General features: G+C 60.9%; 11 protein-coding genes and 1 pseudogene. 3 read left to right on the forward strand and 9 right to left on the reverse strand.

Annotation, left to right across the window (positions count from 1 at the left end):
• Positions 1-44: 44 nt before the first annotated feature.
• Together aruF and CQ041_RS24515 are read right to left on the reverse strand one after the other, a co-directional pair.
• Positions 45-1,064, reverse strand: a complete 1,020-nt coding sequence (gene aruF, locus CQ041_RS24510; RefSeq protein ID WP_105525015.1) for an arginine/ornithine succinyltransferase subunit alpha — start codon at positions 1,062-1,064, stop codon at positions 45-47.
• A 131-nt stretch (positions 1,065-1,195) separates the two neighbouring features.
• Entirely contained in the window at positions 1,196-2,416 is a 1,221-nt protein-coding gene (locus tag CQ041_RS24515; RefSeq protein ID WP_105525016.1) for an aspartate aminotransferase family protein, read from the reverse strand.
• 290 nt (positions 2,417-2,706) lie between these two features.
• Between CQ041_RS24515 and CQ041_RS24520 the strand changes: the two genes are divergently transcribed.
• Positions 2,707-8,607: a dermonecrotic toxin domain-containing protein gene (locus CQ041_RS24520; protein ID WP_146116094.1), complete on the forward strand. Its 5,901-nt coding sequence runs from the start codon at positions 2,707-2,709 to the stop codon at positions 8,605-8,607.
• A gap of 4 nt (positions 8,608-8,611) precedes the next feature.
• On the opposite strand, the gene argR is transcribed toward CQ041_RS24520, so the two are convergent.
• The 7 genes from argR to acs all read right to left on the reverse strand — a co-directional run bounded on the left by argR (position 8,612) and on the right by acs (position 16,540).
• Positions 8,612-9,592, reverse strand: a complete 981-nt coding sequence (gene argR, locus CQ041_RS24525; RefSeq protein WP_049711881.1) for a transcriptional regulator ArgR — start codon at positions 9,590-9,592, stop codon at positions 8,612-8,614.
• A 190-nt stretch (positions 9,593-9,782) separates the two neighbouring features.
• Entirely contained in the window at positions 9,783-10,547 is a 765-nt protein-coding gene (locus CQ041_RS24530) for an ABC transporter ATP-binding protein (RefSeq protein ID WP_105525018.1), read from the reverse strand.
• A gap of 27 nt (positions 10,548-10,574) precedes the next feature.
• Positions 10,575-11,687 (reverse strand): M14 family metallopeptidase, encoded by a 1,113-nt coding sequence (locus CQ041_RS24535; protein ID WP_105525019.1) that lies wholly within the window; start codon positions 11,685-11,687, stop codon positions 10,575-10,577.
• Position 11,688: 1 nt separating this feature from the next.
• A complete protein-coding gene (locus CQ041_RS24540) occupies positions 11,689-12,387 on the reverse strand; it encodes an ABC transporter permease (protein WP_105525020.1) in 699 nt (232 codons plus the stop codon).
• On the reverse strand, positions 12,384-13,073 hold the full coding sequence (locus CQ041_RS24545; RefSeq protein ID WP_105525021.1) for an ABC transporter permease: 690 nt from the start codon (positions 13,071-13,073) through the stop codon (positions 12,384-12,386). Before CQ041_RS24545 ends, CQ041_RS24540 begins: the two co-directional genes overlap by 4 nt.
• A gap of 92 nt (positions 13,074-13,165) precedes the next feature.
• A complete protein-coding gene (locus CQ041_RS24550) occupies positions 13,166-13,951 on the reverse strand; it encodes an ABC transporter substrate-binding protein (RefSeq protein WP_105525022.1) in 786 nt (261 codons plus the stop codon).
• A gap of 633 nt (positions 13,952-14,584) precedes the next feature.
• Positions 14,585-16,540, reverse strand: a complete 1,956-nt coding sequence (gene acs, locus CQ041_RS24555) for an acetate--CoA ligase (protein ID WP_105525023.1) — start codon at positions 16,538-16,540, stop codon at positions 14,585-14,587.
• A gap of 398 nt (positions 16,541-16,938) precedes the next feature.
• Between acs and CQ041_RS24560 the strand changes: the two genes are divergently transcribed.
• Complete coding sequence (locus CQ041_RS24560) at positions 16,939-17,208, forward strand: DUF2790 domain-containing protein (RefSeq protein ID WP_105525024.1); 270 nt, start codon at positions 16,939-16,941, stop codon at positions 17,206-17,208.
• 484 nt (positions 17,209-17,692) lie between these two features.
• A pseudogene (locus tag CQ041_RS24570) lies at positions 17,693-17,819 on the forward strand (ribonucleotide-diphosphate reductase subunit beta); the annotation flags it as partial.

The following is a 17,819-nucleotide window of genomic DNA, read 5'->3' on the forward strand; positions in this document are numbered from 1 at the left end:
CTCGAACGGGCCGCTGTTGTCAGCCACCCGCGAAACTCTCTTTGTTAAACCGCTACCAGGCGCACGCTTGCGCCTTCGCCAACACCCAGGGCTTCGGCCGCTGCGAGGTCCAACGTCACCGGTTTACCCGGCGCGTAGTCCAGCTCCAGCATCACCGCGCGGTAATCCTGCAAGGACGCGTTGCTTACCAGGTATTGGCGGCCGGCGCCCTTGACCATCTCGCCGATCTTCACCGGCACCACGCGGCTCTGGGCGATGGAGCGAATGCCCGAGACCCGAGCGTGCAGCGTCGGGCCACCGTCGAAGATGTCGATGTAATGGTCGGTCTCGAAGCCTTCGCGCATCAGGATGTCGAAGGTGATCTGCGCACGCGGGTGCACCTGGCCCATCGCCTCCTGGGCTTCGTCCGGCAACAGCGGCACGTAGATCGGGTAGTGCGGCATCAGTTCGGCGAGGAAGGTGCGGCTCTTCAGCCCGCACAGGCGCTCGGCGGCGGCGTAGTTGAGGTCGAAGAAGTTGCGACCGATAGCGTCCCAGAACGGCGAGTCACCGTTCTCGTCGCTGTAGCCGACGATCTCGGTCACCACCGAATCGGCAAAACGCTCGGGGTGGCTGGCGACGAACAGCAGGCGGCCACGGGAGTTGAGTTCCGACCACGGCGAACCGACCAGCTCAGGCACCACATAGAAACTGGTGAGCAGGCTGTTGCCGGTAAGGTCGTGGCACTGGGAAAGCACGTGGATCTTGTTGTGGATCTTCAGCTCGCGAGAGGCGTGCACGAAGGTCTCGTTACGAAAACTGTAGAAAGGCTCGGAATAACCGGCCGAGGCGACAATGGCCGAGCAGCCGGCGAGTTTGCCGGTGTCGGTGTCTTCGAGCACGAAGAAGTAGCTTTCTTCACCGTTGAAACTGACCTCGGCAGCGAAGGAAGCTTCGCTGGCGGCAATCTTGTCGCTCAGGCGTTCGACATCATCCGGCAAGGAGGTGACACCAATCGGGCTGTCCGCAGCCAGACGCTGTACCTCGCCCAGATCAGCCATTTGCGCGGGGCGCATCACCAGCATGGTGTCACTCCTTAACTCGAAAACTTCATAGGAAAAATTACTGGAAGGATCAGGAACAACACCGTTGCCAATGTGGGAGGGGGGGTTGCCCCTTCCCACATTTTTGACCCAATCCGGCGAACCAATGTGTATCAGGCTTGGGTCAGGGTTTTCACTGCACGTTCGAAGCGGTCCAAACCTTCATTGATGTCCGCCTCTTCCACCACCAGGCTCGGCGCGAAACGCACCACGTCCGGGCCGGCTTGCAGGATCATCAGGTTTTCTTTTTCGGCCGCGTTGAACACGTCCTTGGCCTTGCCTTTGAACGCATCGCTCAATACACAGCCGATGAGCAGGCCCATGCCGCGCACTTCGGTGAAGATGCCGTATTGCTTGCCGATCTGCTCCAGGCGCGCCTTGAACAGGTCGTGCCTGGCGTTTACACCGGCCAAGACTTCAGGGGTATTGATCACGTCGATCACCGCTTCAGCCACCGCGCACGCCAGCGGATTGCCGCCGTAGGTGGTGCCGTGCGTGCCAACGACCAGGTGCTTGGCCAGCGCTTCGGTGGTGAGCATCGCCGCGATCGGGAAACCGCCGCCCAGGCTCTTGGCGCTGGTGAGGATGTCCGGGGTCACGCCGTAATGCTGGTAGGCGAACAGGTGGCCGCTGCGGCCCATGCCGGTTTGCACTTCGTCGAATACCAGCAGTGCGTTGTTCGCGTCGCACAGGTCGCGGGCACCTTGCAGGTAAGCCAGCTCGGCCGGCAACACGCCGCCTTCACCCTGGATCGGCTCCAATACAACCGCGCAGGTCTTGTCCGAGACAGCAGCTTTCAGCGCTTCCAGGTCGTTATAAGGCACGTGGGTGATGCCGGTGATTTTAGGCCCGAAACCATCGGAGTACTTGGACTGGCCACCGACGTTGACGGTGAACAATGTACGGCCGTGGAAGCTGTTCAGCGCGGCAATGATTTCATATTTCTCAGTGCCGAAACGGTCGAACGCGACGCGACGGGCCAGCTTGAACGCGGCCTCGTTGGCTTCGGCGCCGGAGTTGCAGAAGAACACGCGCTCGGCAAAGGTGGCGTCGATCAGCTTGTGGGCCAGGCGCAGGGCCGGCTCATTGGTGAAGACGTTGGAGACGTGCCACAGCTTGTTGGCCTGTTCGGTCAGCGCACCGACCAGCGCCGGGTGGGCGTGGCCCAATACGTTGACCGCGATGCCGCCGGCAAAGTCGATCAGCTCGCGACCGGCCTGGTCCCACACGCGGGAGCCTTCGCCACGCACGGGGATGAACGCGGCAGGTGCATAGTTGGGAACCATGACCTGGTCGAAATCGGCACGTTGCACCGGGGCTTGCTCAACGGACATCGGAGTCTCCTGAAGAGGAACGCCTGCCTGGACATGGCGGGCGATGCAGGGATTGTAAGGACAGTTTTCAGCGCGGCCTTGCCGCCAAGCGACAACTTCTTATAGCGCCAACCCGCGATTTTGGCGGGTTTACGCCAATGCGACAAATAGCGTCGCAAAGGCGCAGTTTAAACTGTGCGACGCGTTTGCGGCAGGACCAAAACCAGGCGTGCGCGCATATCTATCTAAGCTCATCCGTCGCCAGGCGGCTGATCTACTGGGTTTTTCAAGCGCCTTGGAGATCAGCCCGCATGCCCACACCCCCTTCCTCATCGCCAGTCACCCCCGGCGGTCATCAGCCCGACAGTCACTACGACGTGCTCAAGAGTGCGTTTCCCCCATGGCTGGGGCAGTCGTCACAACGAACGCGCGATGCACTGAAAACGGCCAGGTACCAGCACGGCAGCGCGCTTGGCACAGCCCCCGCCCCGCTGAAAATGGCATTCAAAACGGCCATCGCCGAACACGGGCACGCGCGCAATCAGGTCGACCTTGCACTCAAAAAGCTTGAAGATGCCAAGGCGTTCGCCAAACCCCTGCTCGAAGACGCCTTGCTCAAGCACTTCAACCTGGACCTCAATAGCGAAACGGTCTACCTGCGCCTGTACATTGCGCAAACCATTCCCTGGTTTCCGGTACGCACGGGGGCGGTGCGCACGTGGACGGTGTCGTTGCTCGATGCCGCCTTGCACAACTTCGAGGCCAAGGAAACCGAGGCCGACGCCTTCGAGGCAGACTCGACCTATATCTCCCGCCCATCCGCCAGCGGCCAATTCGAAACGCTACCGGCAATCAAGCAGGTGTTGTCGGTTACAGCCTTCACCCGGCTGTGCCGCAAGCTGGACATCGGCGCCCAATACGCCCGCCATGTCCGTGAAGCACTCGGCCTGGACGAACCGGTTGCCGCCAGCGTCCTGCAGCAAAAGGTCATGATCAGCCAGAAAGCCGCCTTGCGCGCGGCGTTGCAACTGGCACGTATCAATGGGGACATCGCCGAGGACGTATGGCGTGCAGTTGGCGAGCTGATCGACGGCAAACCTGCGCTGATCCAGGACCGACAGCCCCTGCGCGCCTATGACTTGTGCATGATGGATGCCCCGTTGAACGGCATCCTGCTGTTCGCCACAGACCTGGAGCGCACCCGTACCGTGCAGCGCGTCGTCGCCTATATCCCTGACGACCCTCACCACCCGCTCAAGGAATACGCCTCGTCACTGGCCTTCAAACAAGCGCTCACGGAAAAGCTGCGCGATGAACAATACCAAGCGTTTTTCAGCCGCTTTGTCAGCCACGAACACCGAGGGCCGTTTTTCTCCGGGCTCAGCCAGCGCCTGTCGCGCATTGCCTGGCACCCGCCGCAATCAGGCAGTGTCGAGGCGCCCTGGCGCAAAGAACCCACCACTGATCCGCGGCTGAATTTCTCCACGCAACCCATTACCGCTGAGCTCTGGCTGCACACCTACCAGCAGCGACTCAACCAGATCATCAACGATGCCCGCACCCTGGCCGTCTCCACGGCTGCGGCAGACCGCAAGGCGCGCTGGGCGGCCTGGGACGCCTTCGTCAATGTGGCCGCCTCGATCCTCAACGTGGTGGTGATGCTGGCCGCGCCGTTCATTCCCGGGCTGGGCGAATTGATGCTCGGCTACATGGCCTTCCAACTGCTGGATGAGGTGTTCGAAGGCGTCATCGACTGGGCGCAAGGCCTTGGCACCGAAGCCTTCGTCCACTTGCTGGGGGTGGTCGAAGCGCTGGTGCAGTTGGGGGCGTTTGGCGCTGGGGTCAAGATCGGTGCACCCTTGATACGCCAGGCGCTGCCCAGTGACGTCGTCGTGTTTCTGGACCGTTTCAAGCCGGTCACGCTGGCCAACGGTGAAGCACGCTATTGGAAACCGGACCTCGCCGCATACGAACGCGACACCGCGCTGTCACAGCGCATGGGGGTCAATGAACTGGGGCTGCACGACGTTCGGGGCGAGTCGATCCTGCCCTTGGAAGGCAAACTGTACGCCCTGGAAAAAACCGCGAACCCCAGCCGCTACCGCATCAAACACCCGACTCGCCCCGCCGCCTACACGCCCAGCGTTCGCCACAACCACTCAGGGGCCTGGCATACCGAGCTTGAACGGCCCCAGCAGTGGGACAAGCACACGCTTCTGCGTCGCCTGGGTCACCACGGGCAAGGGTTGAGTACGGCGGATCGGGAACTGGCCCTGCACATCAGCGGCGTCAGTGAAGGCGGCTTGCGCCACATGCATGTCAAGGGCGACCCCCTGCCGCCAGTGCTCGAAGACAGCCTGGCGCGAGTGCGTATCGATCGCGACCTCCAACGGCTGATCGAGCAACTGCGCAGCGACGATCCCGCGGTAGTTCACCGGATCGACCCTCAGGACACCTTGCAACTGTTGACGACGCACGGCAAATGGCCCGCCACCAAGGCACTGCGCATTCTGACCGCCAACGGCGAGACCGCCTGGGAGTTCGGCGATAACACCCAACCGGTGATCGAACTGCGGGAAGACCAACTGCAGAACGGAGATTGGCTCCAAACAGTTCTCAAAGGCTTGAGCCCAGAGGAGATTCGCAGCCAATTCGGCGAGCGTGCCAGCGAGCCCGAACTCAGCCTGGAAAACCGCGCACGTCGTTTGCGCCTTACCCTGGCGGACATTGCCGAGCGCCAGCGCCATGCCCTGTTCGAATCGCGCTACGCCCCATTGCAAGCGCCTGCCGACCCTCACGCGCGACAGATCACCGCGACGGTACCGGGGTTGCCCGCCGCACTCGCACGACGCCTTGCATACCAGGCATCCGGCGCGGAAATGGAGGCCCTTGACCAGCGCCGCACACCGATACGCCTGGCGCAGATGGCCAAGGCGGCGTGGGAAGAAGTGCAGCTCTCCCGCGCCTATGAAGGCCAATACCTGCCGGCGACGGCCAGCCTGGACAGTGATCGCCTGGCCCTGAACTCGCTGCCGTTGCTGCAAGGCTGGTCGCCTCAAGTCAGGCTGGAGGTGCGTCACCGCTCGCTGCAAGGCCCGGTCTGGAGTCGCATCGGCCCCGACGAAAGCAGCGTAACGCGAACGTTGGTGCGCACCGACAGCGGCCACTATGTTCCCTACCACGACGATGTCGCCTTGTTCGGCGAAACCGACCTCTACAGCGCCATCCTCAAGGCGCTGCCCGACGCCCAGCGCGACGCCCTGCACATTGAGGTCACCGAGGGCGACGCACTCAAGCTGCGCCTGCGCCAGCAGCCATTGCCGCGCGAAGCACTGCGGGTACTGCTGGATCACGACACACCTGCCACCGTCCGTGTCGAAACGCTGCGCTTGCTCGGCAGCAACGGCGCCGCGGTTGCACAGGTCGTCGACCCAACTGCCGGGGTGCAAGCCGAAGCGCTGTTCCCGACGCTGCGTCCACAACAGCTACAAGCGCTGCTTGAGCGCCTGGATACCCAGCCCGGCGGCCGGGTCAACAGGCTCGCAGCCCTGCCAGCTGAACGCCAGCACCTGGAGCAGCAACTCTTGCAATGGCAGGAAAACCTGCCGGCAAACCACCTTGAGACCGGCCTCCCGCTCAACAGCCGCGAGCGCCTTCACCATCGACGCGACCGTCGGCTCCTGGCCGAGCAGATAGCACGTTGCTGGGATCGGCTGACGCCCCCCGATCCTTATTTTGACCGCCTCGACCACGACAACTTCAGCCTGCGCCTGACAATGCCGATCATGGGCGAGCTGCCCATCCTGGACGCCAACTTCGATCACGTGTCCCTGCTGTCACTGAACGGGAGCCCCCTGACCCTGGGCACGCCTACTTTTCTGGCACGGTTTACCCAACTGCGCCATTTGGAAGTGGCCAACATTCCCCTGGGCCAATTTCCGGCCCACCTGAGCACCCTGCCGCACCTCACGACGCTGGGACTGAGCAACTGCAACCTGACCCTGACCACCACCACCCAGGCCGATCTGGCCTCGATGCGCCGCCTGCAGTCGCTGACGCTGGACCACAACCCACTGGGGCTCGCGCCCAGCGTTGCGGCCATGCCTGAGCTGAATCACCTGGATCTTGCCAATACCGGCATCGACGGCCTGCCGTCCGGCCTGCTCACCCGCACACACCTGGACGCCGCAATTCTCAGCGGCAACCAGATCAGCGAGCTGCCTGATGCACTGTTCGAGCTGCCGACGCACAGCAGCGACGCCTTGGACCTGTCCGAAAACCCACTGTCGATTGCGACCCTGGATCGAATCAAACAGCACTGCCAGGCGCATGACATCCGCTGGCAAGCCAGTGCCCTCGCGACAGATACCCTGATAGCCAGGCAGCTCTATCCCACCTTATCCGCTGAACACTTAGACCGCCTGATCTTTGCCCTGCCCGGCGACATAGTGGCGGGTACCACGGAACTGACGCGCCTGGCGGCGGAACTGCAGACCCTGCAACAGCAACTCAGCGACTGGGCCACAACCCCGGGCCTTCTCGAACTGGAACGTGCGCGCCGCCTGGCCCTGAGCAACCTGCTGGAAAGGTGCTGGCGCCGCCAGCCCCCACAGGAAACCCTGCACTTACGCAATCTGATGATTCCGAAACAGATGGCCGGCGAACTCCCCACCCTCAGCGCCCGGATCAACCACACCCACTCCCTGTTGATACAGGGCAATGGCGGCACGCTGAGACCGTCCGCCTTCCTGGAAAGCTTCCCGCAGCTGGATATTCTGGATATCGAGAATGCCAGGCTGGGCGATATCCCCAGCGCGGTGTTCAACCTGCACAAGCTCAGTTTCCTGGGCCTGCCCCGCTGCTCGATCACGCTGTCGCCAGCCAGTGTGCAAGCGCTGCAACGAATGACACAGCTGGAATACCTGGACCTGAGCCATAACCCGATGGTCCAACTGCCGGATTTCCAGACACTGCCGCGCCTGACCAGCGTGTTCCTGGTCAACAGCGGCTTGAGCGAAGTGCCGGCGGGGCTCGTCAATCGGGTGCTACGCAGCAGTGTGAACCTGACCGACAACCATATCGAGGCGTTGCCGGCCGAGTTGCTCAGTCTTCCGCCCACCATCACCCATGCTTTCGATCTGTCCGGTAATCCGCTCTCACGTGCGACGCTCGACCAGATCAAGCGTTACAGTCATGAGTACCGCGAGCACTTCAATGCCCAGGCGCCCCAGAGTGAACGTGACCGCATACGGCGCCTCTACCCGACTTTGATGCCTGCCGAAGCCGACCGTTTCTTCTTCCAGTTACCCGGGAACCTGGACGCGGTGCCCGCTGCCCTTGCGCGTCTGGAGGCCGAATACGCCAAGCTCACCTCCGACTTGCACACTTGGACGCAAAACGTCCCTGAGCGCCATCCACTCCTGGACACGCCGCTGGACGCCACTGAACGCGAGCATCAGCAGGCAGCGCGCCGCCACTTCAAGCGACGGATAGAGCAAGCCTGGCGCCGCGAAGGGGATGAAGATGAAGAAAGCCTGGATGACGCGCTCACCCATCGGCTGGAGCTGGAAGCACCGATCATGGGCGCCTTGCCGCAATTGACCGCGCGCTTTGATCACGTGACGTGGTTTGGCTACACCGGGATCGGCGAAACCACCGATGTCGACGGCACACTGCGATGCTTTTTCAATCTGCAGTCCCTGAGCCTCAGGCGCTGCCACCTGGGCGACGTGCCCAATGCCGTGTTCAGCATGATGAGGTTGTCGAACCTGGAAATGACGCATTGTGCGATCACACTCAGCCGCGCTACGCGGCGAAAACTGGGCCAACTGCTTGGGCTCGAATTCCTCGAGCTGAGCCACAACCCCCTGACACTGGCACCGGATGTCAGCCACCTGGAGCAACTGACCTTATTGCATTTGCAAGAGGCCCAACTCAGCGAACTGCCGCGTGGCGTGTTCCAGCTCAACAACCTGCACACCCTGGACTTGAGCCACAACCAGATTACCCACGTGACACACCAACTGCTGGACATGGCCGGGGACTTCGACCAGGAGTCGGACCTGAGCGCAAACCCTTTGTCCGACGTAAGCCTGGAACGCTTGCGCGAGTATTACCTGCGCACCGGTATCCACTTCAATGTGCCGCAAGCCGTTGTCGATGAAGAGGGCAACCCCCTGGTGCCACCACTGCCCTGGCAGGATCAGGAGTAACGGTTCAACCTCTCTCGGACGGTACCGACGACAACTCGAACGGGCTGCTGCTGCGCCGCTGGTTACGGTCTTCGCGCGGGGTGGCGCCGAAGAAATTGCGATAGGCGCTGGAGAAATGCGGCCCCGAGGAGAAGCCGCACGACAGGCCGATCTGGATGATCGACTTGCTGGTTTGCATGAGCATCTGGCGGGCCTTGTTCAGGCGCAGTTCCAGGTAGTACTGGCTGGGGACGCGATTGAGGTATTGCTTGAAGATGCGCTCGAGTTGTCGTCGCGACACGCACACGTGCTGGGCGATTTCGTCGGTGGTGAGCGGTTCTTCGATATTCGCTTCCATCAGCAACACGGCCTGCGTCAGCTTCGGGTGGCTGGAACCCAGGCGGTTTTGCAGGGGAATGCGCTGGCGCTCGCCGCCTTCACGGATACGCTCCACCACCAGCTCTTCAGAGACCGCACCGGCCAGCTCGGCGCCATGGTCACGCGCCAGCACCGCCAGCAGCAGGTCGAGCACCGACATGCCACCACAGGCGGTGAGGCGGTCGCGGTCCCAGTCAAACAAGTGGCTGGTGGCGATGACTTTGGGGAAACGTTCGGCGAAATCATCCTGCCAGCGCCAGTGCACCGCGGCGCGGTAGCCATCCAGCAGGCCGAGTTGCGCCAACGGATACACGCCCGCCGACAGACCGCCGATCACACAGCCAGCCCGTACCAACTGTTTGAGCGCGGTGCTGAGCTGGGAGGCGATCACCGTCGGCGGCTCATCGGCCAGCAGGAACAGTTTCTGGAAGCCTTCAAGCTTGCCGGCCCAAGGCTCGCCCGGCAATTGCCAAGCGCCTTCGGCGGCCGGCTCGGCAAGCAAAAACGACAGCTCGTAGACCACGTCCGGATGCACCCGCTGGGCAACGCGCAAGGCCTCCTCAGCCAGCGCAAGCGTCAGTGCTTTTGTGCTGGGCCAAATCAGGAAACCAATTTTGTGGGCGGTCATGGAGTGCTATCCGAAGCCTGTAACAGTAATGAAGACAAGGGCCAATGCTAGCCCGGAAACCTACACAAATCTCAAAAACTGTGAAGATCCCAATGTGGGAGGGGGCTTGCCGCCGATAGCGGTGTATCAGTCACAGTTGTTTTATCTGAACCACCGCCATCGGGGGCAAGCCCCCTCCCACAGTGGGTTGTTATTTCAAGCTGCCAGAGAGGAACTGCTGAAGGCGCTCGGACTGCGGGTTCACCAGCACCTCACGCGGATTGCCGCACTCTTCGACGATGCCTTTGTGCAGGAACACCAACTGGTTCGACACTTCACGGGCAAAGCCCATTTCGTGAGTCACCACCACCATGGTGCGGCCTTCCTGGGCCAGGTCCTGCATCACCTTGAGCACCTCGCCCACCAATTCTGGGTCGAGTGCCGAAGTGGGTTCGTCAAACAGCATCACTTCCGGTTCCATCGCCAGGGCACGGGCAATCGCCACACGCTGCTGCTCACCGCCGGACATATGACCGGGGAAAGCATCCTTGCGATGGCCCACGCCAACCTTGGCCAGGTAGTGCTCGGCCTTTTCACGGGCTTCCTTCTTCGCGACGCCCAGCACGTGCACCGGCGCTTCCATCACGTTTTCCAGCGCGGTCATGTGGGACCACAGGTTGAAATGCTGGAACACCATGGACAGGCGCGAACGCATGCGTTGCAGTTGCTTGGGGTCGGCCGCCCTCATGGCACCGTCCTTGCCGGCCACCAGCTTCAGCTCTTCGTTGTTGAGCAGGATCTTGCCGGCGTGGGGTTGCTCCAGCAGGTTGATGCAGCGCAAAAAGGTACTTTTGCCCGAACCACTGGAGCCGATGATGCTGATCACATCCCCGGCCGCAGCGGCCAGTGACACGCCTTTGAGCACTTCATGACTGCCATAGCGTTTATGCAGGTCTTGGACTTCAAGTTTGTACATGCGGTCGGTTCTCACAAAAACAGTGGGTCAGTCATTCAGCAAATTGCCGTGGCGCAGGGCTTCACGCCCCGCGACCTTGGCCAGCCAAAAACCTGCTTGGGCATAACGCAGCCGTTCAACGGCGAACAGCACCCCGGACGTACCGGCGCAAACAATGCTGACCACGTCGGACAGGGGATCAATCACTTCAAAAATCTCATCACCGGCCTCGACCCATTCACCCGGCTTGCGCAGAAAACTGACCACGCCGGGATGGGGCGCGAACAGCATCTCGGTGCCTTCGAACGGCATGCCCTCACAGGCATCGAACTGCGCCGCTGGCCATTCGCCCTTGATCAAGCCTTGCTCGGCCAGGAACGCCAGGATGCCTTCGGCGTGGAAAATCGCCTCGTCACGCCCGGTGTCGGATTGACCACCCAGCTCCAGCGTAGTCGCCAGGCACGCCAACGGGATCTGCGCGTCTGGAAACGTGTTGGACAAACGCAACCAGGGCGTCGAGCAGGCTTCATCGAACGAACTGCCGCCGGAGTCTTCCGCCAGCAGGCCGACCTTCACATTCAAATGCGCCGCCAGCGAACGCCACTGCGGCCAATGCTGGGGCAGCGCGTACAGGTGCAGCGCGGCTTCGCAGTCGCAATGCAGGTCGAGCACCACGTCGGCGCTGCAGGCGTGGCGCAACAGCACGCGCTGCATGCCTTGCAACTGGCTGGCCGGCTCTGGCAAGGCGTCGAGCACTTCGCCCATGGCCTGACGGATCAGGCGCACGTTGGCGTGGGGATCATCGCCCAGCTTGCCTTCCAGCAGCGCGGCAACCGGCGCGCTCAATTCAACGAAATCGCGGTTGAAGTTCTTGCCGCTGCCGACCTCGAAGCGCCCCTGATGAGCGCCCTGCAGCAACTGGCCGAGGCCCATCGGGTTGGCCACTGGCACCAGCTCGATCACGCCGTTGAGGGCGCCTTGCTGTTCCAGTTCGGTGAGGCGTTTTTTCAGCTCCCAGGCGGCCCGCATGCCGGGCAATTCATCGGCGTGCAGGCTGGCCTGGATGTAGGCCTTGCGCTCGCCGCTGCCAAAACGAAACACACTCAGCTGGCGCTCGCAGCCCAGGTTGCCCCACGGCAGCAGGTGATCGATACGTTCCATATCAATGCTTCCTTGGAGCCAGGTAGCTCAGCCAGCGGCGCTCGGCCAACTTGAACAGGCGCACCAGGATAAAGGTCAGGCACAGGTAGAACGCACCGGCGGTGATGTAGGCTTCGAACGGCAGGTAGTACTGGGCGTTCACCGTGCGTGCGGCACCGGTAATGTCGATCAGGGTGACAATGGAGGCGAGACTGGTGGTCTGCAGCATCATGATCACTTCGTTGCTGTACTGCGGCAGCGCCCGGCGAAGGGCCGACGGCAGCAGGATGCGGCGGTACAGCTTGTAGCGCGACATGCCCATGGCCTTGGCCGCTTCGATCTCGCCATTGGGGGTGGCCTTGAGGCTACCGGCAATGATCTCGGCGGTGTAGGCGCTGGTGTTGATCGCAAATGCCAGGCACGCGCAGAACGTGGCGCTGGACAGCAGCGGCCACAGGAAGCTTTCGCGCACGGCTTCGAACTGGGCCAAGCCGTAGTAGATCAGGAACAGCTGCACCAACATCGGTGTGCCACGGATCACATAGGTGTAGAGCCAGGCCGCACCGTTGATCACCGGCTGCTTGGACACCCGCATCAGGCCCAGGGGCAAGGCCGCGAGCAGGCCGAAGAACAGCGAGATGGCGAGCAGTTTCAGGGTGGTCAGCAGGCCGCCAAGGTACAGCGGCATGGCCTCCCAGATGACGTTGTAGTCGAAGATCATAGATCAGCCGCCCTTACGCCTACCGAGTAGCGCTTCTCAAGATGACGCAGCGCCAGCAACGACACGCTGGTGATTACCAGGTACATCGCCGCGACTGCGAGGAAGAAGGTAAAAGGCTCACGGGTGGCGTCTGCCGCCTGCTTGGCCTTGAACATCATGTCTTGCAGGCCCACCACCGAGATCAGCGCGGTGGCCTTGGTGAGTACCAACCAGTTGTTGGTAAAACCGGGGATCGCCAGCCGGATCATCTGCGGCACCATCACCCGGAAAAACACCTGGAAACTGCTCATGCCATACGCAAGGCCGGCCTCGGCCTGACCCTTGGGAATGGCCATGAAGGCGCCGCGGAAGGTTTCCGACAGGTAGGCGCCGAAGATGAAACCCAGGGTGCCGATGCCGGCGGCCAAGGGGTTCAAGTCGATATAGTCGTCGTAGCCGAGGATCGGCGCGACGCGGTTGAGCAAGTCCTGGCCGCCGTAGAAAATCAGCAGGATCAGCACCAGGTCAGGGATCCCGCGGATCACCGTGGAGTACAAGTCACCCAGCCAGGCCAACCAGCGCACCGGCGACAGGCGTAACGCGACCCCGATCAGACCCAGAACAATGGCGAGCGCCATGGACGACAAGGCGAGCTGAAGCGTCAACCATGCGCCATCGAGGATGACAGCCCCGTAGCCGTTCAACATGATTCAGGTCCTCGAAAAGGGGGGATGAAAAAATGGCGCAAACCGCAGGAATTCTGTTGCTTGCGCCATTTCAGACAGACAGCTAAGACGATTTACTTGGCTTCAGGGCCGTAAATGTCGAAGTTGAAGTACTTGTCCTGGATTGCCTTGTACTTGCCGTTGGCGCGGATCGCGGCGATGGCAGCGTTGATGCGCTCCAGGTTTTCCTTGTCGCCTTTGCGTACTGCGATGCCGATGCCTTCGCCGAAGTATTTGACGTCGGTGAACTGTGGGCCTACGAACGCGTAGCCTTTGCCCGCTGGGGTGTCGAGGAAACCTTCCTGCAGCAGGGTAGCGTCCGCCACGGTGCCGTCGAGGCGACCGGCTTCCACGTCCAGGTAGATTTCGTTCTGCGAGCCGTAAGGCACAACGGTTGCACCTTTAGGCGCCAGGACTTCCTTGGCGAAGCGATCGTGGATCGAACCGCGCTGCACGCCGATCTTCTTGCCTTTCAATTCATCCAGGCTATCGCTGACGGCGGTGCCTTGCTTCATCACCAACTGCGCAGGGCTCAGGTAGTAACGGTTGGTGAAGTCCACGGATTTCTTGCGGTCGTCAGTGATGGACATGGACGACAGGATCGCGTCGATCTTGCGCACTTTGAGCGCAGGGATCAGGCCGTCGAACTCTTGCTCGACCCAGGTGCACTTGACCTTCATCTCTTCGCACAGGGCGTTGCCGATGTCGTAGTCAAAACCGACGATGCTGCCATCCGGCGCCTTCGAGGCGAACGGAGGGTAAGCCGCTTCGATACCAATTTTCAGGGGCTTGCCTTCAGCGAAAGCCTGCATGGACAGCACGGACAGCGCCAGGGCGCCCAACAGCACGAGTTTCTTCATCTTGGGACTCCATCGGTATGGGGCAAAACAGCAGTATGAGCCATGGCCCACGATGCGACTTAAAGGAAACCGAATTGCGGTGCTGCGTCCTACGCCAGTTCAGCACTGGAGACGACGAGCGAGTGATCGGCATTCTAACGACAGGCCGGAAGCCGATATTTCCTCAATGCGACAACAATTTACAGAAGCACCGAGAACACGGTTCCAACTCATTGACAGCCTCTGTATTTTATGCAGAGGCAAAAGACATTCAACCTATTGATACTGCAAATAGCGGGCCTATTATTCGCAAACCCTTCTGGCACGGCAAGTCTGGCGTTTAATCTAATTTGCGAAGGTGTCTGCAGTGCGGTTTTTCAGGTCACAGGCGTAGCGCATTGCCTCATATTTGGGCGCGGGGTTACACATTTCGTTGGCGCGGTAACATTCAGAAACCTCCTACGAAAGAAACCGATATTTATTGATTTGGGGGTTGCGCGGGGCCGTCAGATCACCACCCAGCTGAATGTGCAATGGAGATCAACTGTGGGAGGGGCTTGCCCCCTCCCACACTTGATCTTCACTGGTTTTGAAATGCTATGAAAAAACCCCGCCTGGCATGCACCGGGCGGGGCTTTGGGCCATCAATGCGCTTTACGCGACATTCATGGTCTTGTGCGTCTCAATCAAATGCGCCACCACACCCGGGTCGGCCAGGGTGGAGATATCGCCCAACCCGTCATACTCAGCCGTGGCGATCTTGCGCAGGATACGCCGCATGATTTTCCCCGAGCGGGTCTTCGGCAGGCCTGGCGCCCACTGGATCACGTCCGGCGAAGCAATAGGCCCGATTTCCTTGCGCACCCAGTTTTTCAGCTCCAGGCGCAGCGCTTCGTTTGGCTCTTCGCCATTCTTGAGGGTGACATACACATAAATGCCCTGCCCCTTGATGTCGTGCGGCACGCCGACGACGGCTGCCTCGGCGACTTTCGGGTGGGCGACCATGGCGCTTTCGATCTCGGCGGTGCCCATGCGGTGGCCGGACACGTTCAACACGTCATCCACACGCCCGGTGATCCAGTAGTAACCGTCTTCGTCACGACGCGCACCGTCACCGGTGAAGTACATGCCACGGAAGGTCTTGAAGTAGGTGTCGACGAAGCGGTCGTGGTCGCCGTACAGGGTACGGGCCTGGCCTGGCCACGAGTCGAGAATCACCAGGTTGCCTTCAGCCGCACCTTCGATCAGGTTGCCGAGGTTATCCACCAGGGCCGGCACCACGCCGAAGAATGGACGTGCCGCCGAACCCGGCTTGAGCGCATGGGCGCCCGGCAGCGGGCTCATCATGTTGCCGCCGGTTTCTGTCTGCCACCAGGTGTCGACAATCGGGCAGCGGGATTGGCCGACGTTCTTGTAGTACCAATCCCAGGCTTCCGGGTTGATCGGCTCGCCCACCGAACCCAGCAGGCGCAGGCTGCTGCCGTCGGCGCCTTCCACGGCCGCGTTGCCCGAAGCCATCATCGCGCGGATAGCGGTTGGGGCGGTGTAGAGGATGTTGACCTTGTGCTTGTCGACGATCTTCGCCACCCGGGTGATATCCGGATAGTTAGGCACACCTTCGAACAGCAGCGTGGTCGCGCCATTGGCCAGCGGGCCATAGACAATATAGGTGTGGCCAGTGACCCAGCCAACGTCGGCGGTGCACCAGTAGATTTCGCCTGGGCGGTAGTCGAACACGCGCTCGTGGGTCAGCGCGGCGTACAGCAGGTAGCCGCCGGTGGTGTGCTGCACGCCTTTGGGCTTGCCCGTGGAACCGGAGGTGTAAAGGATAAAGAGGGCTTCTTCGGCACCCATCTCTTTTGGCGCACACACGGTGCCCGCCACTTTCATCAGGTCTTCGTACCAGATGTCGCGATGCTGGTTCCACTTGATCGCGCCATTGGTGCGCTTGCACACGATGACTTTCTGGATGCTGTTGGTTTCCGGGTTGGTCAGGGCGTCATCGACGTTGGCCTTCAGGGAAATTTTCTTACCGGCGCGGATGCCTTCGTCGGCGGTAATCACCACCTTCGACTTGCAGTCGATAATGCGACCGGCCAGCGCCTCCGGCGAGAAGCCGCCGAATACCACGGAATGGATCGCACCGATGCGGGTGCAGGCCAACATTGCCACCACCGCCTCGGGGATCATCGGCATGTAGATCGTCACCACGTCGCCGCGATGCACATCCTGCCCGCGCAGGGCGTTGGCGAACTTGCAGACTTGTTCATGCAACTCGCGGTAGGTGATGGTGCGGCTTTCGGAGGGGTCATCGCCCTCCCAGATGATTGCCGCCTGATCGCCGCGCTCGGCGAGGTGACGGTCCAGGCAATTGTAGGAAACGTTAAGGGTGCCGTCGGCGAACCACTTGATGTCGACGTGGTGGTCGTCGAACGAGGTCTGCTTCACCGTGGTGAAAGGCTTGATCCAGTCAAGGCGCTTGGCTTGTTCGCGCCAGAAGCCATCGGGGTTCACCACCGACTGCTGGTACATGGCCTTGTAGGTCGCCTCGTCGGTCAGCGTATTGGCTGCTACTTCGGGGCGAACGGGGTACAGGGAAGCCGCACTCATCTTTCTTACCTCGGTGACAATAGTTGTTTTTGTATGCCCTGTTGTAGCCGGGGCTGCCCCATAGAACCATTCGACGATGGTAGTAACAAGCCCCTACATTTTGCCCTGACATCCCCGTATACAGCTCTAGCCCGCGGCCTGCGGCGCCTCGTGGCAAAGGTGAAAAAAGCTTCACCACGGGATTGTTACAAAATCTGCCAATAGTGTTTATCAAAAGCACGGGTATATGAATATAACTCGCACGCCTAAAATCAACTCCGTCAACACGACACTGAGATTAACAACGCAACAGCCCCCACGAAGGCATCGTTAATCCGAACTACCCAACTCCTAAGTTACACACGCGGCCCCACAAGGGCCCCGTGACCCCTTTCGACCTAAATAAGGTAAATAGAGAAATGAAAGTGTTAGCCGTGATGGTCCTCAGCAGTGTATTTGCCACCGCCGCCCTGGCCGGCGAAGCCCCGACCGAGCTGGCTGCCCAGCATGCACCGGTGGTTGAGGACTACACCTACAGCACCCAACTGGATATTGCCAAAGTCGTATCCATGAGTAGCATTCCAGAAGTATGCGAAGTTGTACCGGTAAAGATGGAATATGAAGATTCTCAGGGTCAGCGTCATATTCTTAATTACCACGTGATGGGCAATGGTTGTTCTAACGGCTAATCACCTGATGCGTTCGAACTGAACCTGATCTTATTCGCCGCAAGAAATCGTTCTTGCGGCAAAGAACCGAGCCCCTCCTCCTCCCGCTGCACCCCCTCGAAAAAAATCCTGCCGCTCGTCCCTTCGGCCAACCCCAGCAAACCCGCGTCTTGGCTTGAAAAGCAGGCTTTTTGTCTGCGATCCGTGACCATCCGCCACAACACAAAGCCGATTTTTTCCCTATAATGCGCGGGTAAATCGGGCCTGCAATATCCCTTTACACTGGGATGAAGAGCCAGACCTGAGGCCTCCCGCTGGAGCAAGCACCTACCGCTCCGCCCCTCAAGCCTCACGCAGAGCACCCGTAACCCTATTCCGTTTAATGCGTGCGCTAGCTGCAACAAACGATTCCTTAAGATCCACCGCGGCCTCTGGGCCGTGTGAACACCCAACCATCCGGTTTCACACGGGCACCTTTGAGCCCTCACGCAGGAGACGACACGTCATGCTGAGCTGGGACGAATTCGACAAAGAAGAAGAAGGCGAAGTAGCCACCAAAGGCGCCAACGCCGGCCACGCCACCGAAGCCAACATGGACCGCCTCGACGGTGACGGCGCCAAAGCCGCCCTCG

Origin of the sequence: Pseudomonas sp. MYb60, assembly GCF_002979555.1 — a bacterium.
Classification (GTDB): domain Bacteria; phylum Pseudomonadota; class Gammaproteobacteria; order Pseudomonadales; family Pseudomonadaceae; genus Aquipseudomonas.

Bases quoted from the DNA above. Each gene is read 5' to 3' on its own strand.
- aruF (WP_105525015.1), bottom strand. From the start codon at position 1,064: ATGCTGGTGATGCGCCCCGCGCAAATGGCTGATCTGGGCGAGGTACAG.
- CQ041_RS24515 (WP_105525016.1), bottom strand. From the start codon at position 2,416: ATGTCCGTTGAGCAAGCCCCGGTGCAACGTGCCGATTTCGACCAGGTC.
- CQ041_RS24520 (WP_146116094.1), top strand. From the start codon at position 2,707: ATGCCCACACCCCCTTCCTCATCGCCAGTCACCCCCGGCGGTCATCAG.
- argR (WP_049711881.1), bottom strand. From the start codon at position 9,592: ATGACCGCCCACAAAATTGGTTTCCTGATTTGGCCCAGCACAAAAGCA.
- CQ041_RS24530 (WP_105525018.1), bottom strand. From the start codon at position 10,547: ATGTACAAACTTGAAGTCCAAGACCTGCATAAACGCTATGGCAGTCAT.
- CQ041_RS24535 (WP_105525019.1), bottom strand. From the start codon at position 11,687: ATGGAACGTATCGATCACCTGCTGCCGTGGGGCAACCTGGGCTGCGAG.
- CQ041_RS24540 (WP_105525020.1), bottom strand. From the start codon at position 12,387: ATGATCTTCGACTACAACGTCATCTGGGAGGCCATGCCGCTGTACCTT.
- CQ041_RS24545 (WP_105525021.1), bottom strand. From the start codon at position 13,073: ATGTTGAACGGCTACGGGGCTGTCATCCTCGATGGCGCATGGTTGACG.
- CQ041_RS24550 (WP_105525022.1), bottom strand. From the start codon at position 13,951: ATGAAGAAACTCGTGCTGTTGGGCGCCCTGGCGCTGTCCGTGCTGTCC.
- acs (WP_105525023.1), bottom strand. From the start codon at position 16,540: ATGAGTGCGGCTTCCCTGTACCCCGTTCGCCCCGAAGTAGCAGCCAAT.
- CQ041_RS24560 (WP_105525024.1), top strand. From the start codon at position 16,939: ATGAAAGTGTTAGCCGTGATGGTCCTCAGCAGTGTATTTGCCACCGCC.